The organism is Plantibacter sp. CFBP 13570, from assembly GCF_014841395.1.
Taxonomy (GTDB): Bacteria; Actinomycetota; Actinomycetes; order Actinomycetales; family Microbacteriaceae; genus Plantibacter; species Plantibacter auratus.
This window is the reverse complement of record NZ_JACYTW010000014.1, coordinates 17,463-43,416: the sequence shown is the minus strand read 5'-3', so window position 1 is coordinate 43,416 and position 25,954 is coordinate 17,463. Positions and strand designations below refer to the sequence as shown.

The 25,954-nt window shown below is 69.9% G+C and carries 19 protein-coding genes; 7 read left to right on the top strand and 12 right to left on the bottom strand.

Annotated features, from left to right (window positions below):
- Window positions 1–4 precede the first annotated feature (4 nt).
- From IFT89_RS07200 to IFT89_RS07175, 6 genes are all read right to left on the bottom strand, one after another.
- Window positions 5–1,144 (bottom strand): Gfo/Idh/MocA family protein, encoded by a 1,140-nt coding sequence (locus IFT89_RS07200; RefSeq protein WP_202938597.1) that lies wholly within the window; start codon window positions 1,142–1,144, stop codon window positions 5–7.
- On the bottom strand, window positions 1,141–1,920 hold the full coding sequence (locus tag IFT89_RS07195) for a ThuA domain-containing protein (protein ID WP_202938596.1): 780 nt from the start codon (window positions 1,918–1,920) through the stop codon (window positions 1,141–1,143). Before IFT89_RS07195 ends, IFT89_RS07200 begins: the two co-directional genes overlap by 4 nt.
- A gap of 59 nt (window positions 1,921–1,979) precedes the next feature.
- Window positions 1,980–2,861 carry a carbohydrate ABC transporter permease gene (locus IFT89_RS07190; RefSeq protein WP_137242794.1) on the bottom strand — a complete coding sequence of 294 codons (882 nt, stop codon included), beginning with the start codon at window positions 2,859–2,861 and terminating at the stop codon, window positions 1,980–1,982.
- A 14-nt stretch (window positions 2,862–2,875) separates the two neighbouring features.
- Window positions 2,876–3,874 (bottom strand): carbohydrate ABC transporter permease, encoded by a 999-nt coding sequence (locus IFT89_RS07185; protein ID WP_191940042.1) that lies wholly within the window; start codon window positions 3,872–3,874, stop codon window positions 2,876–2,878.
- Window positions 3,875–3,879: 5 nt separating this feature from the next.
- Window positions 3,880–5,139 carry a sugar ABC transporter substrate-binding protein gene (locus IFT89_RS07180; protein ID WP_082916064.1) on the bottom strand — a complete coding sequence of 420 codons (1,260 nt, stop codon included), beginning with the start codon at window positions 5,137–5,139 and terminating at the stop codon, window positions 3,880–3,882.
- A gap of 70 nt (window positions 5,140–5,209) precedes the next feature.
- A complete protein-coding gene (locus IFT89_RS07175) occupies window positions 5,210–6,439 on the bottom strand; it encodes a Gfo/Idh/MocA family protein (RefSeq protein ID WP_194643071.1) in 1,230 nt (409 codons plus the stop codon).
- 183 nt (window positions 6,440–6,622) lie between these two features.
- Here IFT89_RS07175 and IFT89_RS07170 point away from each other — a divergent pair, with 183 nt between their 5' ends.
- Window positions 6,623–7,636, top strand: coding sequence for a LacI family DNA-binding transcriptional regulator (locus IFT89_RS07170; protein WP_244650644.1), 1,014 nt, complete (start codon window positions 6,623–6,625; stop codon window positions 7,634–7,636).
- Between the two features lie 36 nt (window positions 7,637–7,672).
- Here the strand turns inward: IFT89_RS07170 and IFT89_RS07165 are convergent, their stop codons facing one another.
- The gene (locus tag IFT89_RS07165) at window positions 7,673–8,107 is read right to left on the bottom strand and encodes a hypothetical protein (protein WP_202938595.1); all 435 of its coding nucleotides are present in this window, start codon (window positions 8,105–8,107) and stop codon (window positions 7,673–7,675) included.
- 88 nt (window positions 8,108–8,195) lie between these two features.
- Window positions 8,196–9,500 carry an alpha/beta hydrolase gene (locus tag IFT89_RS07160; protein WP_137242791.1) on the bottom strand — a complete coding sequence of 435 codons (1,305 nt, stop codon included), beginning with the start codon at window positions 9,498–9,500 and terminating at the stop codon, window positions 8,196–8,198.
- 184 nt (window positions 9,501–9,684) lie between these two features.
- On the opposite strand from IFT89_RS07160, the gene IFT89_RS07155 reads away from it, so the two are divergent.
- The gene (locus IFT89_RS07155) at window positions 9,685–11,076 is read left to right on the top strand and encodes a glycine--tRNA ligase (RefSeq protein ID WP_137242790.1); all 1,392 of its coding nucleotides are present in this window, start codon (window positions 9,685–9,687) and stop codon (window positions 11,074–11,076) included.
- 96 nt (window positions 11,077–11,172) lie between these two features.
- Here IFT89_RS07155 and IFT89_RS07150 read toward each other — a convergent pair whose 3' ends face one another.
- Window positions 11,173–11,916, bottom strand: coding sequence for a dienelactone hydrolase family protein (locus tag IFT89_RS07150; RefSeq protein ID WP_085511333.1), 744 nt, complete (start codon window positions 11,914–11,916; stop codon window positions 11,173–11,175).
- A 251-nt stretch (window positions 11,917–12,167) separates the two neighbouring features.
- Between IFT89_RS07150 and IFT89_RS07145 the strand changes: the two genes are divergently transcribed.
- From IFT89_RS07145 to IFT89_RS07125, 5 genes are all read left to right on the top strand, one after another.
- Window positions 12,168–16,871, top strand: a complete 4,704-nt coding sequence (locus IFT89_RS07145) for a type I polyketide synthase (RefSeq protein ID WP_202938594.1) — start codon at window positions 12,168–12,170, stop codon at window positions 16,869–16,871.
- 35 nt (window positions 16,872–16,906) lie between these two features.
- Window positions 16,907–19,024 (top strand): MMPL family transporter, encoded by a 2,118-nt coding sequence (locus IFT89_RS07140; protein WP_202938593.1) that lies wholly within the window; start codon window positions 16,907–16,909, stop codon window positions 19,022–19,024.
- The gene (locus tag IFT89_RS07135) at window positions 19,025–20,050 is read left to right on the top strand and encodes a hypothetical protein (protein WP_191940048.1); all 1,026 of its coding nucleotides are present in this window, start codon (window positions 19,025–19,027) and stop codon (window positions 20,048–20,050) included.
- Between the two features lie 31 nt (window positions 20,051–20,081).
- Window positions 20,082–20,729 (top strand): 4'-phosphopantetheinyl transferase family protein, encoded by a 648-nt coding sequence (locus tag IFT89_RS07130; protein WP_202938592.1) that lies wholly within the window; start codon window positions 20,082–20,084, stop codon window positions 20,727–20,729.
- A gap of 64 nt (window positions 20,730–20,793) precedes the next feature.
- Complete coding sequence (locus IFT89_RS07125; RefSeq protein ID WP_202938591.1) at window positions 20,794–21,294, top strand: DUF2087 domain-containing protein; 501 nt, start codon at window positions 20,794–20,796, stop codon at window positions 21,292–21,294.
- A 402-nt stretch (window positions 21,295–21,696) separates the two neighbouring features.
- Here the strand turns inward: IFT89_RS07125 and IFT89_RS07120 are convergent, their stop codons facing one another.
- The 3 genes from IFT89_RS07120 to IFT89_RS07110 all read right to left on the bottom strand — a co-directional run bounded on the left by IFT89_RS07120 (window position 21,697) and on the right by IFT89_RS07110 (window position 25,949).
- Complete coding sequence (locus IFT89_RS07120) at window positions 21,697–23,328, bottom strand: beta-N-acetylhexosaminidase (RefSeq protein ID WP_202938590.1); 1,632 nt, start codon at window positions 23,326–23,328, stop codon at window positions 21,697–21,699.
- 115 nt (window positions 23,329–23,443) lie between these two features.
- Entirely contained in the window at window positions 23,444–23,794 is a 351-nt protein-coding gene (locus IFT89_RS07115; protein WP_137242783.1) for a hypothetical protein, read from the bottom strand.
- Between the two features lie 412 nt (window positions 23,795–24,206).
- Window positions 24,207–25,949, bottom strand: coding sequence for a DUF5605 domain-containing protein (locus IFT89_RS07110; protein ID WP_202938589.1), 1,743 nt, complete (start codon window positions 25,947–25,949; stop codon window positions 24,207–24,209).
- Between the last annotated feature and the right edge of the window lie 5 nt (window positions 25,950–25,954).

The window sequence follows — 25,954 nt, the reverse complement described above, 5'->3', positions numbered from 1 at the left end:
CACCTCAGCGAGAGGCGACGAGCGTGGCCCGGACGTCGTCGCGAGGCTCGGCCTCGATCGCCCGCGTGTGCGCCTGGGCGAGCACGTCGGCGATGACCACGCGCTCGCCGGACTCGGCGGACCGCACGGCGGCCTCCACCATCGCGAGGCTCAGCACGTTGGCGTGCACCTCACCCGACGGGACACGCCCCGTGCGCAGGGCATCCACGAACTCGACGAGCGAGCCAGCGATCTCCTCCGGCACGTCCGGCTCGAGCTCAGCGGTCTCGACCGCCGACGGAGATCCGCCCTGCGGCGCGAGCTGCCGCTGCGGAGCGGAGTCGCCGTCCCAGACGGCCGTACCGTGCTCGCCGTTCACCCGCCAGCTGCCGTTCCACGAGGTCTCCACGCCGTCCGCACACCAGCTGCCGCTGTAGGTGTAGCGGACTCCTCCGGCGAACTCGAAGATCGCGGTCGCGGCGGCGTCGGCGGAGAACCAGCTCCACCCCGGGTTGTACTCCTCGCAGTACACGGCGATCGGGTCGCTGCCGAGGACGTAGCGGGCGGCGTCGAAGGCATGGATCGCCATGTCGACGAGCAGCACGTGCGGCATCTCCTCGCGGAAGCCACCGAAGTGCGGTGCCTTGAAGAACTCGGTCGTCGCGGACCCGAGCCGACCGAGCGTCGCGACCTGCTCCCGGAAGGCGGCGATCGACGCGTAGTAGCGACGCGACTGGCTCGTCATGAGCAGCTGCCCGCTGGCCTCCGCCGTCGCCGCCAACGAGAGGGCCTGCGCCACCGTCGGCGCGATCGGCTTCTCGCAGAGCACCGGCAACCCGGCGAAGAGCGCCTCGGTGTTCACCGGGTGGTGCGCGGCGGGCACGGTGACGTTGACGACCGCATCCGCCCCCGTCGCCTCGGCGACGACCGACACGCTGGTGCCGACGACGACACCCTCGGGGCCCACCCGGAGCCCGGCGTCGGTCACCGCCGACTCGGCGAGGGCCGTGTCGAGGTCGACGACGCCGACGAGTTCCGTGTCCGGGTTCGCGAGGATCGTCCGCAACCACGCCCGTCCCATCCCACCCGCACCGACGAGCACGAGCCGGACCGGCCTGGTGGTGTCCGCGACCGTCGCGAAGCCACCGTCGACAGGAGCACTCATCGCGCGAGCGCCCCTTCGTACCCGCGGCCGTTGTAGAAGTCCTCGGTCTCGTACCGCAGCAGGACCGGCACCGCGCGTTCCGGACGCAGCGTCCGCGCCCACCGGACGCCGTTCGCGAGGACGCGACGGACGTGCTCGTGGTGGTAGACCGGGTAATCCTGGTCGCCGGGGGAGAAGAAGAAGATCTTGCCGAAGCCGCGCTTGTAGGTCATGCCGGAACGGAAGACCTCGCCACCGGTGAAGGTCGACAGGAAGACGAGCTCGTCGGGCGCGGGGACGTCGAAGAACTCGCCGTACATCTCCTGCGCCGGGATGATGAACGGGTGCGGGATCCCCTGGGCGATCGGGTGGGTGGGGTCGACGGTCCAGACGATCTCGCGGTCCTCCTCCGACCGCCACCGGAGCGTGCACGAGGTGCCCATGAGCTTGCCGAAGATCTTCGACCAGTGGCCGGAGTGCAGCACGAGCAGGCCCATACCGGCGAGCACGTGCTGGTGCACGCGCTCGACGACCTCGTCGGCGACCTCGCCGTGAGCCGCGTGGCCCCACCAGACGAGCACGTCGGTCGCGGCGAGCACCTCCTCGGTGAGCCCGTGCTCCGGTTCGTCGAGCGTGGTCGTGGTGACCACGGCGTCGGCGCCGAGGTGCTCCTCGATGCCCTCCTTGATGGTCGTGTGCATGCCATCCGGGTAGATGGCGCGGACCTTCTCCTCGATCTGCTCGTGGCGGTTCTCGCCCCAGACGAGGACGCGGATGGGGGTGCTGCTGTCGGACATGGTGGTGCTCCTTCGAGGATGCGTTGCGTGGTCGGAGAGGGTGTCGGAGAGGTCGTCGGTCACTTCACGGCGCCGCCTGTCGCGCCCGCGGCGATGAACCGCTGGGCGATGACGAGCAGCAGGATCGCGGGCAGGGACGAGAGGACGGCGGTCGCCATCACCGCGCTCCAGTTCGAGACCTGCGAGCCGAGGTACTGGTAGATGCCGAGCGTCACTGGCCGGACGTCCTCCGTCGTCGTCAGCGTCAGGGCGAACAGGAAGTCGCTCCAGGAGAAGAGGAAGGCGAACAGGCCGGCGGTGATGAGCACGTTGCGGCTCACCGGGAGGACGATCGAGACGAAGGCCCGCACGTGCCCCGCGCCGTCGACCCGTGCCGCCTCCACGATCGACGGCGGGATGGTCTGCATCGACGCCCGCAGGATGAGGATCGCGAACGGGATGGCGTGCGAGGCGTCGGCGAGGATCAGCCCGGGGATCGAGTTGAGCAGGCCGAGGTCGTTGTACGCCGAATAGAGGGCGTTCGCGATCACGATGCCCGGGATCATCTGGGCGATCAGGATCACGAGGAGGGCGATGCTGATCCACCGGAACCTGAACTGCGCGAGGGCGTAGGCCGCTGGGGCCGCGATCGCGAGGGTCAGGACGACGGTGCCGAGCGAGATGACGAGGCTCGTGACGAGGTGCCCGCCCTGGTCGGCGATCGCCTTCTCGTACCCGGCGAAGCTCGGGTTCACCGGGAAGAAGTCCCCCGTGAGCGTGTTTCCGGAGGGTTGCAGGGACGCGTTCACCATCCAGTAGACGGGGAAGAGCATGATCGCGAGGATGAGGATGCCGAGGACGGTGGAGCCGAGGTGGCGTCGGTCGCCGCGGTGTCGACGCGGGCCGACCGGTGCGAAGCGGCGCGTCTGCCGGCCGCCGGTCACGATGCTGGTCGTGGTCATGAGGGTCCGTGTCCTTACTCGTCGACCGCGCGTCGGTTCACGCGCAGGTAGACGATGGCGAAGAGGAGCGAGATGACGATGAGGATGTTGCTGAAGGCCGCACCGACACCGAACTCGAAGTTGACGAACGACTCCTGATACGACCGCACCGCGAGGGTCTGGGTGGCGTTCGCCGGCCCGCCGTTCGTGAGGCCGAGGATGATGTCGAGCACCTTGATCGTGTAGACGACGCCGAGCACGAGCACGACGCTGACCACGGGCCTGAGGTTCGGCCAGGTGATGTGGCGGAACGCCTTCCAGCCGGTCGCGCCGTCGAGCGCTCCCGCCTCGTAGAGCTCGTCGGGGATGTCCTGGAGGCCGCCATAGAGGATCGTGACGTTGAACGGGATGCCGATCCAGATGTTGACGAGGACGACCGCGAACAGGGCCACCGACGGGCTCGTCAGCCACGGGACGCCCGACAGGCCGATGGATCCGAGGGCGGCGTTCAGGACGCCGCTGTCCTGGTCGAGGATCGACCGCCAGGTGGCACTCGACACGATCAGGGGGAGCAGCCAGGGGAGCAGCAGCATCGCGCGGAGGAACGAGCTCAGGGGGAAGCGTCGCTTGAAGAAGACGGCGAGCGCGAGCCCGATCACGAACTGCCCGGCGATCGACCCCACCGTGAACAATGCCGTGTTGAGCAGTGCCGGCGTGAACAGCTGGGAACTGAACACGGTCACGTAGTTCGCGAACCCGACCCACGGAGCCTCGCCCGTGAAGAACGTCTTCGTCGTGTACTCCTGGAAGCTCATCGTGACGTTCTTGACGACCGGGTAGCCGAAGAAGAGGACGATGTAGAGCGCTGCGGGGAGGACGAAGCCGAGCTTGATCAGGTCTTCCCGGCGGAAGCGTCGGGACCGGCGGCCGGCCCCGGCGGGGGTGCGCTTGGTCGGCGCGCCCCCGCCGGTGCCGCTGGACCGCTGGTCGGTCTTCCGGTCCTGGAGCGATGCTCCGGCGATGCCGCTGCTCATCGGGATCAGCCCGCGGCCGCCTGCTTGAACGCCTCTTCAGGCGTCGCCTGCCCGGTCAGGGCGAGCTGGATGGCGGTGTAGATCTCGGTCGCGGCCTCGGGCCACTCCTCGCCGAGCTCGCCGGTGCGCGAGCGGGCGTTGGCGACCTGCTCCGTGAACGCGGCCATCTCGGGGACCTTCGCGACGTACTGCTCGGCCAGGGCCGTCTTCGTCGGGACGGTGAAGCGGGCCTCGGCGAGGGCGAGCTGGTTCTCGTCGCTCGAGATGCACTCGACGAACTTCGCCGCCTTCGCCTGCTTGTCCTTGTCGCCGGTCACGGGGACGGTCCAGACCTCGCCGCCGAGCGGGGCGACGGGCGTCTGGCCGGCCTTGTTGACCGGAACCTGGACGCTGCCGTACTTGAGGTTCGTGTCGGCGCTGAGGGCCGGGATCTGCCACGGGCCGTTGATCATCATCGCGGCCTTGCCGGCCATGAACTGGTCGTTCACGTCGGCCTGCGACCAATTGATGACGCTCTTCGACGCCGACCCCGAGTTCACGAGGTCGACCTGCAGCTGGAGCGCCTCGGCGACGGCGGGCGTCGTGAGGTCGGCCTCGTCGCCGCCGTTGGTCCACATGAACGGCAGGAACTGCCAGCTGCCCTCGTAGGTGGCGATGGAGCTGAAGGCCAGCCCGTAGGTGTCGCCCTCGGTCAGTGCAGCGGCGGCCGTCTTGAGTTCGTCCCACGTGGTCGGCGGGGTGATGCCCTTCGCGGCGAGGAGATCCTCGTTGTAGAAGAGGCCGAGGGTGTTGACCGTCGGCGCCAGGCCGTAGACCTCGCCCTCGTAGCTCGCCGCGTCGAGGATGCCCTTCGCGAAGCCCGAGGTGTCGACGCCGTAGTCGCTGAGTGGCGAGAGTCCGCCGGTCGCGGCGATCTCCTGGACGTCCGGGTTGTCGAGCATGAGGACGTCGGGCAGCGTCTTGGACGACGACTGCTGGAGCACCTTCTGGATGAGGTCCTTGCCGGGGACGGTCTCGCGCTTGATCTTCACGCCGACGTCGTCCGCGCACCGGTCGAGGGCGTCGCCCACGAGGGTCTTGTCGGGTTCGTTGTTGTAGTAGTCGAGGATCGTGAGGGTGCCGGCGTCGCCTCCGGCCGCCGCGCCACCGCCACCGCTGCACGCGGTGAGGGCGAACGGGGTGATCGCGAGGATCGCGAGCGATCCGAGCACGTGCGGCCGACGGATGATGCGAGGCCGGGTGTCGCGGGTGGTCGTGGATCTCATGTCATGGCTCCTTTGCCTGGTGAGTGGTGTTCGTGATGCGGTGGTGATCGTGGTGCGGTGGGTGGTTCGGTCAGTGGTCGAGTGGGATCCAAGCGGCGCCTGCGTCGGCGCTCGCCGAGACCGCGGTGAGCACGCGCTGCACCATCAGGCCGTCGGCGAAGCCCGGTTCGGGCGCCCGGCCGGCGGCGAGGTCACGGGCGAGGTCGGCGACCTCGTGGACGAAGGTGTGCTCGTAGCCGAGGCCGTGCCCGGCCGGCCACCAGGCGTCCGCGTACGGGTGACCGGGTTCGGTGACGAGGATGCGCCGGAAGCCCGCTTCCTCGGCCGGGAGCGTGTGGTCGTGGAACTGCAGCTCGTTCATGCGCTCGAAGTCGAAGACCAGCGATCCGTCGGATCCGTCGACCTCGAGCCGCATCGCGTTCTTGCGGCCGGTGGCGAAGCGGGTGGCCTCGAAGGTCGCCAGGGCGCCGCCGTCGGTGCGGGCGATGAACACGACCGCGTCGTCGACGGTCACCCGGCCGGTGAGGGATTCCGCCGCGTCGCCATCCTCAGGATCGTCGCCCGCGGTGGCGCTGAGGCCGCTCGACGAGGTGGGGAGCGGCCGCTCGGTGACGAAGGTCGAGGTCAGGGCACTCACGCCGGTCAGCTCCTGCCCGGTGACGAACCGTGCGAGATCGATGATGTGGGCGCCGAGGTCGCCGAGCGCACCGGAGCCGGCCTGGTCGGCGTCGAGTCGCCAGACGAGCGGGAAGGTGGGATCCGCGATCCAGTCCTGCAGGTACTGGGCCCGGATGTGTCGGATCGTCCCGAGGCGGCCGTCGGTGACGAGCCGTCGTGCATAGGCGAGCGCGGGGGTGCGTCGGTAGCTGAAGCCGACCATCGCGTGCACGCCGCGCGCCGCCGCCCGCTCGGCCGCGGCGTTCATCCGCTCGGCCTCCTCGAGCGTGTTCGCGAGCGGCTTCTCGCACAGGACGTGGATACCGGCGTCGAGCGCGGCGATCGCGATCTCGGCGTGGAGGTGGCCCGGGGTGCAGATGTCGATCACGTCGATGTCGCCACGGGTGAGGAGCGCTCGCCAGTCGGTCTCGACGTCGGCGATCCCGAACCGGTCGGCGAACGCGCGGGCGGCGTCGGCATCGCGACCGCTGACTGCGACGAGGTCGACCCGGCGGCCGAGGTCGAAGAAGCGGGGAGCGGTGGTCCAGGCCTGCGCGTGGATGGTGCCCATGAAGCTGTACCCGACGATCGCGACGCGCAGTGGCTGCTCGGACCGGTTGTCGTCCGTGGTCGGTACAGGCATCAGCACGGCTCCTTCGCCGGTCGAGGTCGGATCGCGCAGGCCGAAAAGTTAACCGGTTTACTGCGCGCTTCGGGAACCAGCATGCACCGCGTCGCCGGAGTCGTCAAGAAGCAATTTAACCGGTTTACCGAATCGTGATCCGTGAGAGACTGACCGGACAGCACCGCACCTGAACGGGGATCCATGGCAACGATGCGTGACGTCGCGCGACTCGCAGGGGTCTCGGTCGCCACGGTGTCGTTCGTCGTCAACGATTCGAAGCCGGTGTCCCCGGCCACCCGACTGCGGGTGGAGTCGGCGATGGTCGAACTGGACTTCCGCCGGAACGCGGTCGCCCGCGCGCTCGCGAGCCGTCGGACCCGGATCATCGCACTGCTGTTCCCGGTGCTCCAGCATCGACTGTCCGACAACGCGGCCCGCTTCTTCACCGGTGCTGCGGAGGCTGCGGCCGAGCTCGGGTACACCGTCGTCCTCTGGCCGGAGCCGAGCGACCCCGAGGCGCTTCGCGAGTTCACCTCCGATGGCCTCATCGACGGCGTCATCCTCATGGAGGTGCGGCTCGACGACCATCGGGTCGACCGTCTGCTCGCGGCCGGGACGCCACTGACGCTCATCGGTCGGACGCGCGACCCCTCCGGTCTCGACTACGTCGACGTCGACTTCGAGGGGATGGTCGAGTTGTCCATCGACCGCCTGCAGGCCCTCGGTCATCGGGAGTTCGCCCTGCTCGAGGAGGTCGAACGGGCCGATCTCGACGGTTACGGCCCGGTGGTCCGCGTGCAGGAGACCTTCCACGCCGTGTGCGCGGCCCGTGGGCTCCGCGCTCGGACGCTCCAGTGCACTCCCGATCCGGCCGGTGGTCGCGCGATCGCGGCGACCCTCCAGCAAGAGGCGCCCGAGGTCACCGCCGTCCTCGTGCTCAACGATCGGGCGGCCCTCGGTTTCGTGAGCGAGCTCGGCAGGCGCGGCGTCTCGGTCCCCGACGACCTGTCCGTCGTCCTCGTCGCCTCCACACGAGAGGTGTCGGAAGCGGCCGACCCGGCACTCGCCGTCACGTTGCTGCCCGCCGCCCAACTCGGCCGGATGGGCGTCGAGACCCTCATCGGCCGTCTCGACGGCACCCTCGGCGAGCTGCGTCACGAACTCGTCATGGGCGCCTTCCTCGAGGGTGCGTCCCTCGCGCCGCCACCCGAATGAGTCATCTCGTCGCGTGAGCGGCCCTCGACCGACTGGTCACCGCACCTCAGGGCGCCGGGAGGACTCCGCCGCTCGGTTCGCGATCGCCCGGTGCCTTGCCTGTCCGATCAGTGATTGGGTGTAGCCGACGCGGTTCATGGTGTCGTGTCGGGCGAAGTCGGTCGAGATCGGGACCTGCTCGGTGTAGGTGTACGGGCCGGCCTGGACGTTCACGGAGACGAACCCCGAGACGCGCCTCTCCTTCGCGAACAGGAACAGCAGGCTGAGGAAGAAGAACCAGATCAACACGATGACCAGCACGATGGCCCACGCCGGGGTGTGGGTGGTCGTCGAGGTCTGATCGCTCGACGTCACGTTGACGTCCGCGAGTGGCCACGTGCCGGCGGGGGTCATGATCACGTCCTCAGTGACCCTGATGTTGCCGATCTGGACGAGGAGGGGCTGTGGCATCGGCGGGAGCTGGGTGGTCATGGGCATCGACCATAACCAATCGGTTCAGATCGCCGCCGAAGTTCTCCACAGCCCACGATGGAGTGGAAGCCGGGGTGGCAGAGCCCCGTCACGGTCGTTGGAGACCGATCCGCGGGTAGAGCGCACGGAGCGTCTGGTCCAGCCCGCCCGTGAGCGAGCTGGCGCCGTGGTCGCCACCCGGTATCGCGAAGGTCTGGACCTTCCAGCCGGCCGCCGTCGCGGTGGCTGCGGCGCGCCGCATCATGTCGGTGTAGGCCGCGTCCGCCGTCCCGGCGGAGAAGAACGCCTCCGTGTCGGCGTACGTCGTCTTCGCCATGATGGTCGCCGGTTTGATCGCGTCGTACGCGTTCTGGTCGCCGTTGAACATCACGCGCAGGTTGTCCGCAGGGAGGCCGGCTCCGGGATACTCCTCACCCGAGACGCTGACGACGTTGCCGAAGGTCTGCGGGTACTTGGCTCCGTAGTAGATCGCACAGCTGCCGCCGGCCGAGTATCCGGCGACCGTCCAATCCTTCGGCGACTGGAGGATGTGCAGGTTCGCCTTCGCCCAGGGGAGGACGTCCTGCGTGACGTAGGTCTCCACCTTCCCGTACCGCCCGTCGATGCACAGCGGATCCACGGAGGGGTCGCCGAGCTGGTCCACGACGAGCGCGATGGGGGCGAGCCCCTGGTTGTCGGCGGCGATCGCGTCGAGCGCCTCGCCGATCCACTTCGCGTCGGGGTCACCCGGTTGTCCCATCATCATGAGGACGAACGGGAGCGCCGGGGGATCCTTCACGAGTGCAGCGGGTGGGTAGTAGACCTGCGCCGGGCGGGCGTTGAACCCGGAGTTCGTGTTCGGGATCCGGTCGCCGGTGGGAAGCGGGCCGAACCTGCCTGTCTTCGGCAGATCGGCCGGCGGCTTCCACGTCTCGTACAGCGGACGGGCCGGATCGCCGGTGGGCGTGCTCGTCGGCGTCACGAGGGTGATCGGCTTGCGGTTCTGGACGTGGAACATCGACCCGAGGGTGGTCTGGACACCGTACGCGCCGTTGACGCCCAGCGCCGCGGTCGCGCCGAAGACGAGGATGCACGCGACGGCGATGACGCGCCGCTGCCATGAGACGCGCCAGCAGATCGTCAGGACGGCGAGCGCGATGCCGGCGAAGACGCCGATCAACCAGGGCTCCGCGGAGCGGATCAACGGCCCGCCGAAGAGGTTGAGCACGTCGAAGACCAGCCACACCGTCCCCAGGGCGAGGAGCGCGCCGGCCAGGAGGGCGATGGCGGCGCTCAGGTACCACAGCAACCCGGACCGACGGATGACGAGGTACAGCAGGCCGGCGATGCTGAGCCCGTCGAGCACCCAGACGAGTGGACCGTCGATGACGTCGAGGTTCCACAGCCAGTCCATCGATGCTCCATCCTGCGTACCGCGATGGTTGTCAGGCTAAGCGGCCGCCCCGAGCGGGACAAGGGCCGTTGGGCGTCCTCACGGGCTCGCCCATAGGATTGAGGGGTTCCGGGAGCGGGCGCCAGCCAGGCGTCAGCACCGGAAGGTACCGCCGCGTGGCAAGCGGCACGGAGGATCCACACCCATGGCAGAGCAGTCCCATCTCGAGTCCGTCATCACCCTGGCCCAGCACCGCGGCTTCGTCTTCCCGTCGGGAGACATCTACGGCGGTACGCGGTCTGCGTGGGATTACGGGCCCCTGGGTGTCGAGCTCAAGGAGAACATCAAGCGCCAGTGGTGGAACGCGTTCGTCCGTGGCCGCGGCGACATGGTCGGTCTCGACTCCGCCGTCATCCTGCCCACCCCGGTCTGGGAGGCGTCCGGTCACGTCAAGGTCTTCAGCGACCCGCTCACCGAATCGCTCATCACCCACAAGCGGTACCGTGCCGACCACCTGTTCGAGGCGTACGAGGCCGAGCACGGCCACCCGCCGGAGAACGGCCTCGCCGACATCCCCGACCCCGAGCACCCCTCGAAGATCGGCCAGTGGACCGAGATCCGCCAGATGTCCGGCCTCCTGAAGACCTTCCTCGGCGTCGTCGACGACGAGTCTGGTCTCCACTACCTGCGTCCCGAGACCGCGCAGGGCATCTTCACGAACTTCGCGAACGTGCTGCAGACGGCCCGCAAGAAGCCGCCGTTCGGCATCGGCCAGATCGGCAAGGCGTTCCGCAACGAGATCACGCCCGGTAACTTCATCTTCCGCACCCGCGAGTTCGAGCAGATGGAGATCGAGTTCTTCGTCGAGCCCGGCACGGACGACGAGTGGCAGCAGACCTGGATGGACCTCTGCTGGGCCTGGTTCATCGACCTCGGCATGACGCCCGACAACATCCGTTGGTTCGAGCACCCGCAGGAGAAGCTGGCGCACTACTCGAAGCGCACCGTCGACATCGAGTACAAGTTCGGCTTCGCCGGCAGCGAGTGGGGCGAGCTCATGGGCGTCGCGAACCGCACCGACTACGACCTCAAGGTGCACGCCGAGCAGTCCGGCAAGGACCTCAGCTACTTCGATCAGGCCAAGAACGAGCGGTACATGCCGTACGTCATCGAGCCGTCGTTCGGTCTGACCCGTGCGCTCATGGCCTTCCTCGTCGACGCGTACGAGGAGCAGGAGCTGCCGCCGAACGCCAAGGGCAAGATCGAGAAGCGCACCGTGCTGCACCTCGACCCGCGTCTCGCGCCCGTCAAGGTCGCCGTGCTGCCGCTGTCCCGCAACGAGGCGCTGTCGCCGCTCGCCCGCCAGATCGGCGACGAGCTGCGCGGCTCGTGGAACATCGACTTCGACGACTCGGGTGCGATCGGCCGCCGCTACCGTCGTCAGGACGAGATCGGCACCCCGTACTGCGTGACCGTCGACTTCGACTCGCTCGAGGACAACGCCGTGACGGTCCGCGACCGCGACAGCATGCAGCAGGAGCGTGTCGCCATCGACGAGCTGTACGCCTACCTCGCCACCCGCCTCAAGGGCGCGTAGGCCTCCGCCGCTTCACACAAACGCCCGCTCGCCCGTTCTTGGGCGAGCGGGCGTTTCTTCGCCCAAGAATGGGCGAACGGATGCGGATCGCTCGGGCTAGGCGTTGCCGAGTGAGGTGTCGAGGAACGCGAGCGTCTTCACCCAGGCGTCGGCGGCAGCGTCCTCACGGTAGGTGATCGTGTTGGTGTCGTTGAAGAAGGCGTGACCGGCGTCGGGGTAGACGGTCGCGGTAAACTCGACACGCGCGTCCTCCATCGTCGTGGTCAGCTCGGGCAGGCTCTGCATGAGGCCCTCGTCCTGGTCGCCGTAGAACGCGAGGACGGGGCAGGCGATGCTCGTCACGGCCTCGGGCTCCGGCGGGTAGCCGTAGAACGGGACAGCGGCACGGATGCGGCGGTCGGCCGCGGCGAGCGCGAAGCTGTAGCCACCACCGAAGCAGAAGCCGACGACGGCGACGCGGCCGTCGATCCCCTCCTCGTCGAACAGGGCGTCGACGGCCTTCCCCAGGTACCCGAGCGCCTCCTCGGCGTACTCGGGCGACTTCGAGGCCGAGAGCTTCTCGCGCAGCTTCGGCTGTGCCGCGGTCCTCGTCGCCTCGTCGCTGTTGAAGACGAGGCTCTCCAGCTCCGCACCGATCTCGGGCGTGACGCCGGCGCCACTCAGGATGTCGGGTGCGATGACGAGGTACCCCTCCGCGGCGAACCGGTCGGCGACGTCGGTGATGTGTGGGACGAGGCCCCAGATCTCGTGGATGAGCACGAGCCCGCCGCGGAGCTCGACGCCCTTCGGCGGGTCGGCGCGGTAGGCGGTGAGGCCCTTGGTCAGCGTGATGGTCGTCATATCGCCAGTGTTCCAGCCGACCCTCCGCACCGGCTGGGGGTTGCGCTGTCTCGCGAGTTATCCACAGATTCTGAACGAGCATCCAAACTGATGTTTCAGATGACTACAGTCGAGCTGTGGCGTGCCCACGGGCCGGCTCTCCTCACCGCGAGGCGGCCCCTGGACCTCGACCCACTCCGCTCGGAGTCGTCGACATGCCGACCTGCCCCCTCGTTCCATCCGCGATCAACACCCTCGGAGGTTCTCTCGTCGTGCCCGTTCGACCACTCGCCATCGTCGGCCTGTCCGCCCGCTTCGGTGGCGCGGCAGACGCCCACCAGTACTGGCGCAACATCCTGGCGGCCCGACGCACCGGCTCCGCCGTCCCCCGCTCGAGATGGGATCACGCCACCTTCTTCGCGCCCCACGACCCACGAGCGGTGCATCACGCCTACTCCGACCAGGGGTCCTTCATCGACGGCGTCGAGCAGTTCGCCGCGCGGCACTTCCGCATCCCACCCAGTCGCGCGCACGCGATGGACCCGCAACATCGCCTGCTCCTCGAGGCAGCGCGAGCCGCCTGGATCGACGCCGGGTTCGAACGTCGTCGCATCGACCGGTCGTCCATCGGCGTCTTCGTCGGGATGGCGGCGAACGACTACCGCGAACTCTCCTCGCTCCGCATCCGGGCGCAGCTCCTCGGCGACGACTCGGTCCACGCGGAACACGCCGGCCCCGACCTCACGGCGGCGATGGGCGCGCGCGTCGCCGGTGTGCGCCCGTTCCACGCGTTCTCGATGCCGGGATGCCTGCCGAACATGGGGCCGGCGCTGGTGAGCAGCACGCTCGACCTCGGCGGCCCGAGCTTCGCGGTCGACGCCGCGTGCTCCAGCAGCCTCGTCGCGCTCCACCAGGCGATCGCCGCCATCCGGTCCGGGCAGTGCTCGGCGGCGCTCGTCGGCGGTGTCAACCTGAGTCTCGTCCCGGATGCGATGGTCGCCTTCTCCCGGATCGGTGCGCTGTCACGGAGCGGGGTGTGCCGACCGTTCGACGGCGATGCCGACGGATTCCTCCTCGGCGAGGGCGTCGGCATGATCGTCGTCAAACCGCTCGAGGCCGCCATCGACGACCACGACGACGTCTACGCGGTCATCCGCGGCTCCGGGGTGTCCAACGACGGCCGGGCCGAAGGGCCGATGACGCCGACGACGGATGGACAGCTGGCAGCACTCCGCCGGGCCTACGAGGACGCCGCTGCCGACCCCGCCGACCTGGGCGTCGTCGAGGCGCACGGCACGGCCACCCCGGTGGGTGACCGCACCGAGCTGGAATCGCTGGCGGCGCTGCGTCGTCTCGGGGCATCGCCGCGCCGGACCGCCACGGTCACGGCGGTGAAGGCGCTCGTGGGGCACACGATGGCGGCGGCCGGGATCGCCAGCATCGTCAAAGCGGCACTCATGGCGAGGCATCGGGTCGTCCCCGGGCAGCCCCGCCTGCGTTCGGAGGCGCACACCGAGGCCCTCCGAGACGGCCGCCTGGCGCTCGCCTCCCGCACCATCGATCCGGGCGACGACGCTCTGGGCCTGATCGGCGTCAGCTCGTTCGGGTTCGGCGGCACCAACGCTCACGTCGTGCTCGAATCACCGCCGGCGCGAGCAGGTCGAGTCCGTCGGCGTGCCGCCGAGGGACCGGCCGACGAAACGCTCCCGCACCTGCTCGTGTTCTCGGCCGCCGACCCCACGCTGCTCGGCGAGCACCTCCGTGCGGTCCTCGCCGTCCTCGAGGCCGCCGACGCGCCGTCCATCGCCGGCCTCGCACGGACCCTGAGCTCCCGGTCGCTCGCGAGCACCCGTCTGGCGGTGGTGTGCCGCACCGCCGCCGAGCTGATCTCCGGGCTGTCGGCCGCCGTGGAGCAGCTCGCTAGCGGAGCCACCGGGGCGATCTCCGCGGACGTCTGCACCGGGGTCCGTGTCGACGAGGCCGCCCGGCGGATCGCCTTCGTCTTCCCCGGGCAGGGCAGCCAGACACCGCGGATGCAGTCGGACCTCCTCGATCGATTCCCCGCCTTCCGAGCAGTGGCCGAGACCTTGAACGAGCAGGTGCTCGACGAGACCGGGGTCGATGTGCTCGCGGCGCTCTCCGCGGCCGACGCCGACACCCCCTCCGGAATCGACCGTCTGACGTCCACCGAGGTCTGCCAACCCGCGCTCGCGGTGACGGCGCTCGCCGCCGTGGCGCTGTTGCGCGAGATCGGCGTGGAGCCCGACCTCGTCATCGGGCACAGCGTCGGCGAGCTTCCCGCCCTGGCGACAGCCGGCGTGCTCGATGCGCCCGACGCCGTGCGGCTCGCCGCGGTCCGCGGACACCACATGCGATCGGCTGCGACGCGACACGGCGACGGCATGACGGCCCTCGGCTGCGACGCCGAGCGGGCCGCAGCGCTCCTCAGCGGCATCGACGACGCGTGGATCGCGGCCGCCAACGATCCCCGGCAGACGGTGGTGAGTGGAACCGGCGAGGCCCTGCGCACCGTTGCGGAACGGTGCGTCGAGCACGGGGTGTCGACACAACCACTGCGCGTCGCCACCGGGTTCCACTCGCCCCTGCTCGAGCCGATCCGGCCGGCCCTCGTCGCGGACCTCTCGCGGTTCCGACCTCGTGCGCCGCAGCTGCAGCTCGTCTCCACCGTGACGGGCCGCACGGTGGAGACGAGCGAGGAGCTGGGCCGTCAGCTCGAGGAGAACGTCTTCTCCACGGTGCGGTTCCGCGAGGCGATCGAGTCGGCGTCCGCATCCGGCGTCGGCGTCTACGTCCAGATCGGTGGGGGTTCGGCACTGCTCGGGTCCATCCGACGTTCCCTGGGCGATGCGCCCGACGTGCACGTCATCCCGAGCAGCGCGTCGGCGCCGGACGACGCGTCGACCTTCCTCCGACTGCTCGGTCGGCTGACGGTGCTGGGCGCCGACCTCGACCTGGCATCGCTCGTCCCACCAGACACCGCGGGTGTGGCGCTGCCGATCGCGCCGCTCCCGACCGAGCCGTACTGGGTCGTCCGACCGGACGCCACCGACCCGACGACCACACCCCGAGAACCCACATCCGAGCCGCACCGACCACCCTCCCCCGTCGAACAGGATCCCCACTCCATGCACCACAACCCCCGCGATCTGCCGTCCTCCCCCCTCGCCGGACGACCGTCGGCAGGACCGTCGATCCAGCCGCGAGCCGCCGACGCCCAGGCCGACCACCTGCCCGGACTGCTCGCCCTCATGCACCGCCAGCTGAGCCTCATCGAGGGTTCCGGGCAGGCCGGATGTGCGCCCGCGTCGACGGATCCGTTCCGTTGGTCAACGGAACCCGGCTCGCCGCAGGCGGAGGTGGTCGCACGGATGGGCCTCGCAGCCTCCCGGTCGCATCGTGCCGAATCCGACGCGGTCATCCTCGGCATGGTGTCGCGCATCAGCGGGTTCCCGCTGGACCTGATCCGGCCCGACATGCACCTCGTCGAGCAGCTGGGATTCGATTCGCTGATGATGCGTGAGCTGATCACCCAGCTGCACACGGAGTGGCCTTCGTTGCCGACCCCGGCGCAGCTCGGCGAGCGCTTCGCCGGACGGCCCACCGTGGAGCAGCTGCTGGACGGCGTCGGCTCCCTGCTGCACCCGTTCGCCGAGGAGCCGCAGCACGGGCTCCCGCGGGTCGAGACGAAACCGGTGGCAGCCGCTTCCCCGGCGCCGGTCGACCGCCCGACCCGATGGACCGAGGCCGACGCCCGCATCGAGTGCTTCCCGGAGGCGGTCGCCATGCGGGAACGCCGGCAGCAGACGGACCGCAACCCCTACTTCCTGCTCCATGAGGGGATCATCGACGCGACGACGACGATCGGCGACGCCCAGCTGGTGAGCTTCTCGAGTTACAACTACCTCGGTGTCACCGGCCACCCCGTGGTCGCCGAGACGATCGCCGACGCCGTGGCCCGATACGGCAGCTCGGTGTCCGCCAGCCGGTTCCTGTCCGGTGAGCGCCCGATCCATGCCGAGCTCGAGCAGGAGCTCGCCGACCTCCTCCAGGTGGAGTCCGCGCTCACCCTGGTGAGCGGCCACGCGACGAACGTGAGCGTCATCGGCCACCTGGTGGAACCGGGCGACCTCATCGTCCACGACAGCCTCGCGCACGACAGCATCATCCAGGGGGCGAAGCTCTCCGGAGCCACCCGGCGGTCCTTCCCGCACAACGACCTGAACGCGCTCGACGAGCTCCTCAGCGCGATCCGCGGCGGGTTCCGCCGAGTCCTCATCGTCGTGGAGGGCGTCTACAGCATGGACGGCGACCTCGTACCGCTCCCGCAGCTCATCGAGCTGAAGCGGCGGCACGGCGCACTGGTGCTCGTCGACGAAGCGCACAGTATCGGAACGGTCGGCGCCAACGGCGGCGGGGTCGGCGAGCACTTCGGTGTCGACCGCTCGGACATCGACCTCTGGTGCGGCACGATGTCGAAGTCCCTCGCCGGATGCGGCGGCTACGTCGGTGGCACCGCCGCCGCGATCGACTACCTCAAGTACTCCGTGCCCGGGTTCGTCTACAGCGTCGGCATCACCCCGGCGAACGCGGCCGCGTCGCTCGCCGCCCTCCGGCTCATGCGCGACGAGCCCGAGCGCCTCAGCCGCCTGCGGCAGAACGCCGACCGCTTCCGCGAGACGGCCCGGGCCGCCGGCATCGACATCGGCGACAGTGCCGACTCGCCCGTCGTGCCGTGCATCGTCGGCAGCTCGGAACGGGCACTCGCCCTGGCGACGGCGCTCTTCGACCACGGCTTCAGCGTCAACCCGATCCTGTACCCGGCCGTGCCGGACGACCAGGCACGCCTCCGCTTCTTCATCACCGCGGAGCACACCGCCGAGCAGATCCAGCGGGTCGTGGACATCACGGCATCCGAACTCAACCGCATCACCCACGACATCGAGGTATCCGCATGACGAACCACTCCAGAACGACACCCAGACGGCGGGCGGTGATCACGCTCCTGATCGGCCTGGTGTTCGCGATCGTGGCGGGCATCGCGGGGGCCGACGTCCTCGACAACCTCAAGACGGGCGGGTTCGACGACCCGCAGTCCGACTCCGTGGCTGCAGCGGACGTGCTCGCCGACCGGTTCCCCGGCAGCGACCCGAAACTCGTCCTCGTCGTGGACGTCTCCGACGGACTCGACAGCGCCGCCGGCAGGGAGGCGCTCGACGACATCGTCGGCGCTGTGGACGAGGTGGACGGTGCCAGCGTCACCGGCTCCTACGCCGACTCGGAGCAGCTGCGGAGCGACACCGACCGCGGCGTCGTGCTCGTGGCGCTCGCCGGAGACGAGGACACCGTGCAGCGCGCGACCACCGCGCTCCGCGGGACGATCACCGAGGAGGTGACGTCGGCCACGGTCCGGTTCGGCGGCATCGCGGGGATCAACGACGACCTGAACGCGCAGGTCAAGACGGACATCATCGTCGCGGAGACGATCGCCATCCCGATCACCCTCGTGCTGCTGTTCTTCGCATTCCGCGGAGTGGTGGCCGCGCTGCTGCCCGTCGGCGTCGCGGGCGTCACGATCCTCGGTTCCCTCGGCCTGCTGAACGTGGTCGCGCAGCTCACCTCGGTCTCCCTGTTCGCGGTCAACCTCGTCACCGCATTGGGCCTCGGGCTCGCCATCGACTACTGCCTGCTGTTCCTCACCCGCTATCGGGACGAACGCTCGGGTGGAGCCACCGACGAGGAGGCGTTGCGGATCGCTCGGCGGACGACCGGCCGGACCATCGTGTTCAGCGGCGTCGTCGTCGCCGCGGCGCTCGCCACGCTGATGCTGTTCGACCAGTACTTCCTGCGCTCGTTCGCCATCGCGGGACTCGTCATCGTGGCCTGCTCCGTGGTGGGCGCGGTCGTCCTGCTGCCCGCCGCCCTCACCCTCCTGGGTCGCCGGATCGACTGGGGCCGTCTGCGCTCCCGCCGCCCGGCCGGGGCCGAGGGCCGGTTCTGGTACCGGGTGGGCGACCACGCGTATCGCCGTCCGTGGTTGGCGGTGCCCGTGATCGCGCTGCTTATCGCCATGGCCGCGCCGTTCACGCACGCGGAGTTCGGGGTACCCGACGAACGGGTGCTCCCCGCCGACGCCGAGAGTCGTGTCGTGGCGGACATCATGCGGTCCGACTTCGACGTCGCCGAGGCGGACGCCGTCTCCGTCGTCACCGAGGACTGGGCGGGGACGGACCGAGAGCTCGACGAGTACGCCACCGAACTCTCCTCGATCACGGGCGTCGAGGCCGTCACGACGTCCCTCGGCAGCTTCGTCGACGGACGCCTCGTCGTCCCGGCCGACGCGCGGACTGAGCAGCACTTCCGCGACGGTTCGGCGCTCTGGCTGCAGGTCGCGACCGACGTCGTCCCGTACTCGCCCGAGGGCTCGGAGCTCGTCCGCGACGTCCGCGCGGTGGACCCGGGAGCCGGCTCGATCGTCCTGGTCGGTGGCCTCGCGGCGCAGATGATCGACATCGGTGACTCCATCTCGGCGCGTCTGCCGTTCGCCGCCGCTGCCATCGCGCTCATGACGCTGATCATCCTCTTCCTGTTCACGGGGAGCGTGCTGCTCCCGATCAAGGCGCTGGTGCTGAACGTGGTCGGGCTGGTCGGCATCCTGGGCGTCATCGTGTTCCTCTTCCAGGACGGCAACCTGTCGGACGTGCTCGGCTTCACCCCGTCGCCCATCGCCATCTCGATCCCGATCCTGCTGTTCTGCATCGCCTTCGGGCTCTCGATGGACTACGAGGTGTTCCTCCTCGCGCGGATCCAGGAACGGTTCCGTGCCACGGGCGATCTCGCGGAGGCGGTGCGGAGCGGTCTCGGCGCGAGCGGCCCGATCATCACGGCCGCTGCGGCGATCCTCGCGGTGTCGTTCTTCGCCATGGCGACCTCCGGGGTGTCGATCATCAAGATGCTCGGCATCGGAACCGGCATCGCGATCCTCATCGACGCCATCCTGATCCGCGGCGTGCTCGTCCCGGTCTTCATGCGCGCCGCCGGACGATACAACTGGTGGGCGCCGCGGTGGCTCGCGGCGATCCACCGCCGCATCGGGATCACGGAGGGCTGAATGGACGCGCGGTTCAGCGGCCTGTCGGCCGATCACGACCTCTCGGCCGATCACGACCTCTCGGCGCTCGTGTCCGAGGCGGCTCGCGCGGCGAACGCCCACAACACGCAGCCGTGGGGCGTGGACCGTCAGGGCGACGAACTCGTCCTCCGCCGGGATCGCACTCGCACCCTCGGCGCGAGCGATCCGCGAGGACGCGACACGATGCTGTCGTTCGGGGCGTTCGTCGAGTCGCTCCTCATCTGCGCGGCGTCGGCCGGTGTCGGACTGGGCTTCGAGGCCTCGACCGGCGCTGACGCGGAGACCGAGGAGGTCGGCCGGTTCTCGCGCCACCCGGAGGGCTACCAGACGCGGTTCTCCTCGGCGGACGTCCGTGGGCGACGTGTCTGGCGAGGGCGATGGCGGGACGGCGCTCCCGGACCCGACCTCCTCCAGGAAGCCGCGGTGGAGACGGAGCGCATGGGCTTCCGGCTCGTCTCCATGCCGACACGGGCCGCGCGCCCGATCCTCGTGCGAGCCAACCGGTGGTTCTTCGGCGAGCAGGCGATCGTCGCCGAGCTCGATCAGTGGACCAGGCTTTCACCAAGACATCCGCGGTACGACGAGGACGGCCTCAACGACGCGATGCTCGTGCTGTCGAAGGTCGAACGAGCCGGCCTGCGGACGCTGATCAGCCCGCGGGTGTTCCGCGCGCTTCGCGGCGTCGGGCTGCCCGGGTTGTTGGCGAGGATGTCGGCCTCCGCGACCCAGGGCTCCGGCACTGTCCTCGGTGTCGTCGGACCCACCGGGGCCCGGCAGGAACTCGCCGCTGGGCGACTGCTCACCCGGCTCTGGCTCGGCTTTCAACGTCACGGCCTGTACGTGCATCCCCAGAGCGCGCCGCTCGACTGTCCGGAGACCCGGGCCATGCTCGACGAACGCTGGCAGGTCGCTCCGGACGAGCAGCTCGTCGCCTGGTTCCGGGTCGGCATCCCCGCCTCCGACCCCGCGGCGCGCGTGGCGTCCCCGCGTCGGTCGGGTGGCTGAATCCGCAGCCGCTGTGGTCGATGCGCTCCGGATGCAGGTTCCGCCGGGGGTCGTCGTCTCGGCGTCCGTCGGCACCACACCCGGGCCGTTCCGGGCCCGTCCGACCTCGGCTGGTCGCAGCGCCGAATCCCGCTCGGCGCGCGACTGCGCCGGGGCGGCACTCGCAATGCTCGGCCAGCGCTCCACGGACATCCCCACGGGGGAGGGCGGGCAACCGGTCTGGCCGACCGGCTTCGTCGGGAGTCTCTCGCACTGCCCGGGTTTCACGGTCGCAGCCGTCGGTCACGTCGGTGTCGTGAGCGCCATCGGGATCGACGTCGAGGTGCACCGGCCCATCCGTCCAGCCGTCGCGGCGACGATCGTCTGCGGGGATGAGGCGTCCATGCTCACACGGCTCGCCTCGAGCCATCCGACCGTCGCGTGGAGCGCAGTGTTGTGGAGCGTCAAGGAGAGCGTCTTCAAGGCGTGGTACCCGCTCACCGGCCGATGGGTCGACTACACGGCGTGTGAGGTGGTGATCCACCCGGATCGGGGCTCGTTCGATGCGCGGGTCGTCCCGCCGGCCGGCCCGACCGCACGTTCGACCGCGCCGCGCACCTTCGCCGGCCGATGGTCGGTGGTGGGCACCCACCTCTGCAGCGTCGTCATCGTCCCGGCCTCGCGGCGACAGGACGGGTGATCGGCTGATCCGGTCGACGCGGGTACCGTTGAGGACGATGTCGTAGACCGCAGGAGGAGGGGCCATGTCGGACAAGGAACGGACGACGACGGACTGGCGTGCACTGGCCGCCGCCCTCGCGAACGACGACGCCCGGACGGTGTACGCGCAACTCGTCCTCGGGCAGGAGCCCGACCTCGGCGCCACCCAGCGTGCTGTGCGACGGGCCGAGCAGAGCGTCCAGACGTTGTCCCGGGTGGGCCTGCTGGACGACGGCGGGCGCGTCTCGGGCGGGGTGTTCCGGGACCTCCTCGCGGCAGCCGCACCGCCGAAGCGCGAAGGGGTCGACCGCTTCCTGGTCGACGGTCGGATCGTGCAGTACCCGTCGAATCCCGACGAACGGCAGGCGCTGTTACAGCGCGTCGCGGTATCAGCGCTCCAGCCGGGCGAGGTGGTCGACGAAGCCGAGATCAACGAGCGGTTGTCCGCGTTCCACGACGACGTCGCGGTGCTCCGGCGGTACCTCGTCGACGCGCAGCTCGTCGAACGCACGCGCTCGGGGACCGAGTACGCGCTCGTCACCTGAGGCGGACGCCCTTTGACAGGCTCAGGGGTCGAAGCGCGCGACGGTGGACCTCCTCCGGTCACTGAGCTTGTCGAAGTGGACACGGGGCTCGTGCGGGGCTTCCCTTCGACAGGCTCAGGGACCGGTGCGCGCGACGGTGGACCTCTTCCGGTCACTGAGCTTGTCGAAGTGCGTGCGGGGGCTTGCGGGGCTGCCCTTCGACAGGCTCAGGGGCCGAAGCGCGCGACGGTGGACCTCCTCCGGTCACTGAGCTTGTCGAAGTGCCCACGAGGATCTTGCGGGGCTGCCCTTCGACAGGCTCAGGGTCAGGTACCGGGTGGGAGGCTCAGGGGCCGGGTGGGTGGCTCAGCGCCGGGGTGGGGCTCAGCGACCGGGCGGCCAGCCCACGCCCCGCCGCCGGCGTCAGGCGCGGATGTCCTTCGTGAGTTCGGCGACGAGGGCGGCCCGCTGCTCGCGGGTGGACGGCCGACCTTCGGCGTCGGGACGCTCCTGCCACGGGAACGGACCCGTGGCGCGGCGGTACTCGACCCCGAGGGCGTCGAGGCGGGCGAGGTGCTGCTGCAGCCGCGCCTCGAAGCCCGCGAGGTCGCGCTCGCGGCCGACCCAGGCGACCTCGGCGAGGGCGCACAGCCGCGGATACCCCTGGTAGTCGATGACGCGGGCGGTGTCCATGTGCTCGGTCCAGATGTTCGCCTGCACCCCGATGATGTGCTCGGCCTGAGCCTCCGTCAGCTCAGCCGGCACCGGCTCGAAGGTGTACACCTCCGCGACCGTCAGCGGCGGGCCGACCGGAATCGGCTCACCCGGCAGCTCCGACTCGCGGTAGTCGAGGTAGACGCGGTCGTCCGGGCAGGCGATGACGTCGTAGCCCTGGCGTGCGGCGGCGACCGCACCGAACTCGCCGCGCCATGAGGCGACGGTCGCGTCTTTCGGCAATCCGCCGCCCTCGAGGATCTCGTCCCAGCCGTACAGGCGTCGGCCAGCGGCGGACAGGTGCGCCTCGAGCTGGCGGATGAACCACGCCTGCAGCGCTTCGACGGAGTCGAGCCCACGCTCGGCCATGAGGGCTTGCGTTCGAGCGCTCGCCGCCCAGCGGGTCTTCTTCGCCTCGTCGCCACCGACGCCGATGAAGGTCGACGGGAACAGCTCCATGACCTCGTCGAACACGGTGCGGAAGAACGCGACCGTCTCCTCACCCATGTCGAGGATCGCCTCGTTGATCCCCCACCGCGTCCACACCGACGGCTCGTCCGCGTCCTGCGCCACATCCGGCACGCCCAGCTCCGGGTATGCGGCGATGATCGCTCGCGCATGGCCGGGCAGGTCGATCTCGGGGACGACCGTGATGGACCGCTCAGCGGCGTAGGCGACGATCTCGCGCAGGTCGTCCTTCGTGTAGAAGCCGCCGTGCGGGCGGCCGTCGCCGGGAGCGTGCCGCGCCGCGCCGCGCTGGCTCTCGGTCCGCCACCCGCCGACCTCGGTCAGCTTCGGGAAGGCGTCGATCTGGATGCGCCAGCCCTGGTCGTCGGTGAGGTGGAAGTGGAGGACGCTGAGCTTGTGGCGCGCGGCGAGGTCGATGAACCGCAGCACGTCGGACGTGGGGAGGAAGTGGCGTGCCACGTCGAGCATGACGCCGCGCCACCCGAAGCGCGGGGCGTCGTCGATGGTCGTCGCCGGGACGGTCCAGTCGACGCCGGGGACGAGCGCACGGCGGTTGACCGCCGGGGGGAGGAGCTGGGTCAGGGTCACCGCACCGGAGAACGCGCCGGAGGCGTCGGCGGCGACGATGCGCACACCGTCCGCGTCCACCACGAGCCGGTAGCCGCCGGCCGCGACGGTGTCGTCGTGGATGAACGCGATGCTGTCGGTCCGCAGGTCGATCCGTGCGTCGAGGTCGAACCCGGTCGACGTCTGCAGCACCCCGCGCAACCAGCGGGTCGCGGCCGTGAAGCGGCGGTCACCGCCGAGCCCGGTCGTCTCGCTCAGCGTGAAGGCGCCGTCGTGCTGCTGGATGGACACGGGCAGTGGAAGCATCGGTGGTTCTCTCCTCGAGTGCGGATGGGCCGTTCTCAGGACATCTGCGGCGCGGCTGGCCGGGAACCCGGTGACACGCCGGAGGACTCCTGAGAACGGTCCCGGATGGTGGAGGTCAGGACGGGCGGTCGACGAGGGTGGTGAGGCGGTCGGCGATCAGCGTATCCGAGACGACGGTGAGCGGCGACTGGCCGGCCTCGGCGGCGAGCTCGGCGATGCTGCGGCCGACGAGCTCGCGGAGGTCGGGGTGCGACACCTGCGCGATGCGCACGGCGGACCAGTCGACGCGCTCGTCGACCGGCGGCTCGGCGAAGGCCCGTTCGAGTTCGTCGACGACGGCGTCGTCACGGAGGCGGTCGATGACGGCGTCGCCACCGCCGCCCGTCACCCAGGTGGGCAGCAGGGCGGTGAGGGCGGTTCCGCGGAGGACGCCGTCCGGGAGGATGGTGCCGGTGCCGTGATCCATGGGCCGCTCTCCAGTCGTCGGGCGATTGCGCATGTTGCAACGGGGGTTGCGTCAATGCCCGACAACTGTAAAGGGTCCGAACAAACGTGTCAACGGTGTGGAGGCGGGGTCGCGGAGAGGGTTGCTCGGCACTTCGACAGGCTCAGTGACCGGGGAGGGTGGCCCAGTGACCGGTGGCGGTGGGCCCAGTGACCGGTGGCGGTGGGCCCAGTGACCGGTGGCGGATGGGCCCAGTCAGCGGGGAGGGTTGCTCGGCACTTCGACAGGCTCAGTGACCGGGGGAGGGTGGGCCCAGTGACCGGTGGCCGGTGGGCCAGCGAGCGGGGAAGGTTGCTCGGCGCTTCGACAGGCTCAGTGCCCGGGAAGGGTGGGCCCGGTGACCGGACAAGCCGGGCCCGGCGGCCGGGGGCGGCTACTCCACGAGGCGGAGGCGGACCGCCATGAACTGGCGACCGGGCAGGTCGACCCGGACCGTACCGGTGTACGTGCCGGGGAGGGTCTCGACCGTCATGTTCCAGGTGTCGAGCACGTCGACGTGGAACTCGCCCTCGGGGAGGAAGACGTTGCGGAACCGCGGCCGGTTGAAGCCGAAGTAGCCGATGACGTAGCGGCCGGAGACTCCGCCCCACGGCACGTCCCAGTCGCCGGGCAGCGGGTCGAGGACACCCGTCGGGGACTCCGCCGAGATGCGCTCCAGGAACGCGATGCGGTCGGGACTCGAACCGATGAGCGGCCCGCCCTTCGACCAGAACAGCTCCTCCCGGTCGTTGAGGTAGGTCTCGCCGTGGCCGACGTAGCCGCCGCGGATCGCACCCTCCCAGAACCGTCGCACCATCTCCTCGCCGGTGATGTTGCCCCAGCCCTGGTCGATGTCGCCCTCGTAGGCGCACTCGTCGATGACGATCGGCTTGCCCCACTGCTCGCGCCAGGCGTCGGTGTTCTCCGCGGTCCGGTAGACGTCGACGCGCTGCACGCTGCAGTGCGTGATCCAGGGCTTCGTGTAGTCGTAGAACCCCTGGCAGTTGTGGATGGAGTTGAGGTGGCCGTGCGGGTCCTCCGCGCCGACGACCGCCGCGAGACGCTCCCAGTCGTCGTTCGTCTTCGCCCAGAGCAGGTCGTACTCGTTCGCCATCGACCACCACACGTTCGCGAACGCGGCGAGCCGGCGGACGGCGTAGCGGAGGTACCGTTCGTCGACGGCCGGACCGAGGTCCGCGAAGCCCCAGCGGTCGTAGGCGTGGAAGAGGATGAGGTCCGCTTCGATGCCGAGCGCGCCGAGCTGGGTGATGCGCCGCTCGAGGTTCGCCCAGTAGGCCGGGTCGAAGCGCTCGTGGTCGAACCCGTCGGCGAGCGAGCCGACGAAGGGGAACGTCTCCGGCTCGTTCGCGTTGTAGAGGTACGACTTCGGGAACACGCACATGCGGATCTTCGTGAACGGCGAGGCTTCGAGGGCGCGGAGGGTCTCTTCTTGCAGCTCCTCGGGCTGGTGCGTCCAGGCGTAGGCGGTCGTGCCGAGCGGGCGATGGCGGGTGCCGTCGGCGTGGGCGAAGTGGAAGCCGTCGACGCGCACCGGGCCGTGGCTGCCCGTCGCCGCGGACGACACGGTGAACGTACCCGAGACGCCGTCGAGCGATCGTGCGGTCGAGGTCGTGGTGAACGACCACTCGCCCTGCTCCTCGGCGAGCAGCCGCACCAGGTACCGGCCGTCGCCGTCGTAGAACCCGCCGACGGTGAGCTCGCGTGCACCGTTCGTGAAGGTCGCGCTCAGCTCGACGTCGACGAAGGGGTTGCCGTGCGACGGCCCGTCCATCCGGATCTCCACGACGCCGTACTGCGGGACGTCGCCGGGAACCGTCAGGGTCGCCGAGCCGCGCGGGACGTCCTCTCCCTCGTAGTCGGGAACGGGCTCGATCGCGGCGCCGTAGGGTGCGCGGGCGTCGGGACCGTCGTCGACCTGTGCGAGCGCCGCCCAGAGACGATCCTTCGCCGCGTCGTCTTGCAGTTCCGGCACGATCGCCGACAGCTGCCCGAGACGGATGCTGCGGAACTGCTTGGCCATCGGCGACGCGGCGATGCCGGGCAGGAACTGCTCGAGGACGGTGCGACCCGCGGGGCTCTCGATGACGTCTCCGAAGGCGGAACTGCGGTCGAACATGGATC

Excerpts from the sequence above, each read along its gene's own strand:
- IFT89_RS07200 (WP_202938597.1), bottom strand. The coding sequence starts at position 1,144 with ATGAGTGCTCCTGTCGACGGTGGCTTCGCGACGGTCGCGGACACCACC.
- IFT89_RS07195 (WP_202938596.1), bottom strand. The coding sequence starts at position 1,920 with ATGTCCGACAGCAGCACCCCCATCCGCGTCCTCGTCTGGGGCGAGAAC.
- IFT89_RS07190 (WP_137242794.1), bottom strand. The coding sequence starts at position 2,861 with ATGACCACGACCAGCATCGTGACCGGCGGCCGGCAGACGCGCCGCTTC.
- IFT89_RS07185 (WP_191940042.1), bottom strand. The coding sequence starts at position 3,874 with ATGAGCAGCGGCATCGCCGGAGCATCGCTCCAGGACCGGAAGACCGAC.
- IFT89_RS07180 (WP_082916064.1), bottom strand. The coding sequence starts at position 5,139 with ATGAGATCCACGACCACCCGCGACACCCGGCCTCGCATCATCCGTCGG.
- IFT89_RS07175 (WP_194643071.1), bottom strand. The coding sequence starts at position 6,439 with ATGCCTGTACCGACCACGGACGACAACCGGTCCGAGCAGCCACTGCGC.
- IFT89_RS07170 (WP_244650644.1), top strand. The coding sequence starts at position 6,623 with ATGGCAACGATGCGTGACGTCGCGCGACTCGCAGGGGTCTCGGTCGCC.
- IFT89_RS07165 (WP_202938595.1), bottom strand. The coding sequence starts at position 8,107 with ATGACCACCCAGCTCCCGCCGATGCCACAGCCCCTCCTCGTCCAGATC.
- IFT89_RS07160 (WP_137242791.1), bottom strand. The coding sequence starts at position 9,500 with ATGGACTGGCTGTGGAACCTCGACGTCATCGACGGTCCACTCGTCTGG.
- IFT89_RS07155 (WP_137242790.1), top strand. The coding sequence starts at position 9,685 with ATGGCAGAGCAGTCCCATCTCGAGTCCGTCATCACCCTGGCCCAGCAC.
- IFT89_RS07150 (WP_085511333.1), bottom strand. The coding sequence starts at position 11,916 with ATGACGACCATCACGCTGACCAAGGGCCTCACCGCCTACCGCGCCGAC.
- IFT89_RS07135 (WP_191940048.1), top strand. The coding sequence starts at position 19,025 with ATGGACGCGCGGTTCAGCGGCCTGTCGGCCGATCACGACCTCTCGGCC.
- IFT89_RS07130 (WP_202938592.1), top strand. The coding sequence starts at position 20,082 with ATGCAGGTTCCGCCGGGGGTCGTCGTCTCGGCGTCCGTCGGCACCACA.
- IFT89_RS07125 (WP_202938591.1), top strand. The coding sequence starts at position 20,794 with ATGTCGGACAAGGAACGGACGACGACGGACTGGCGTGCACTGGCCGCC.
- IFT89_RS07120 (WP_202938590.1), bottom strand. The coding sequence starts at position 23,328 with ATGCTTCCACTGCCCGTGTCCATCCAGCAGCACGACGGCGCCTTCACG.
- IFT89_RS07115 (WP_137242783.1), bottom strand. The coding sequence starts at position 23,794 with ATGGATCACGGCACCGGCACCATCCTCCCGGACGGCGTCCTCCGCGGA.
- IFT89_RS07110 (WP_202938589.1), bottom strand. The coding sequence starts at position 25,949 with ATGTTCGACCGCAGTTCCGCCTTCGGAGACGTCATCGAGAGCCCCGCG.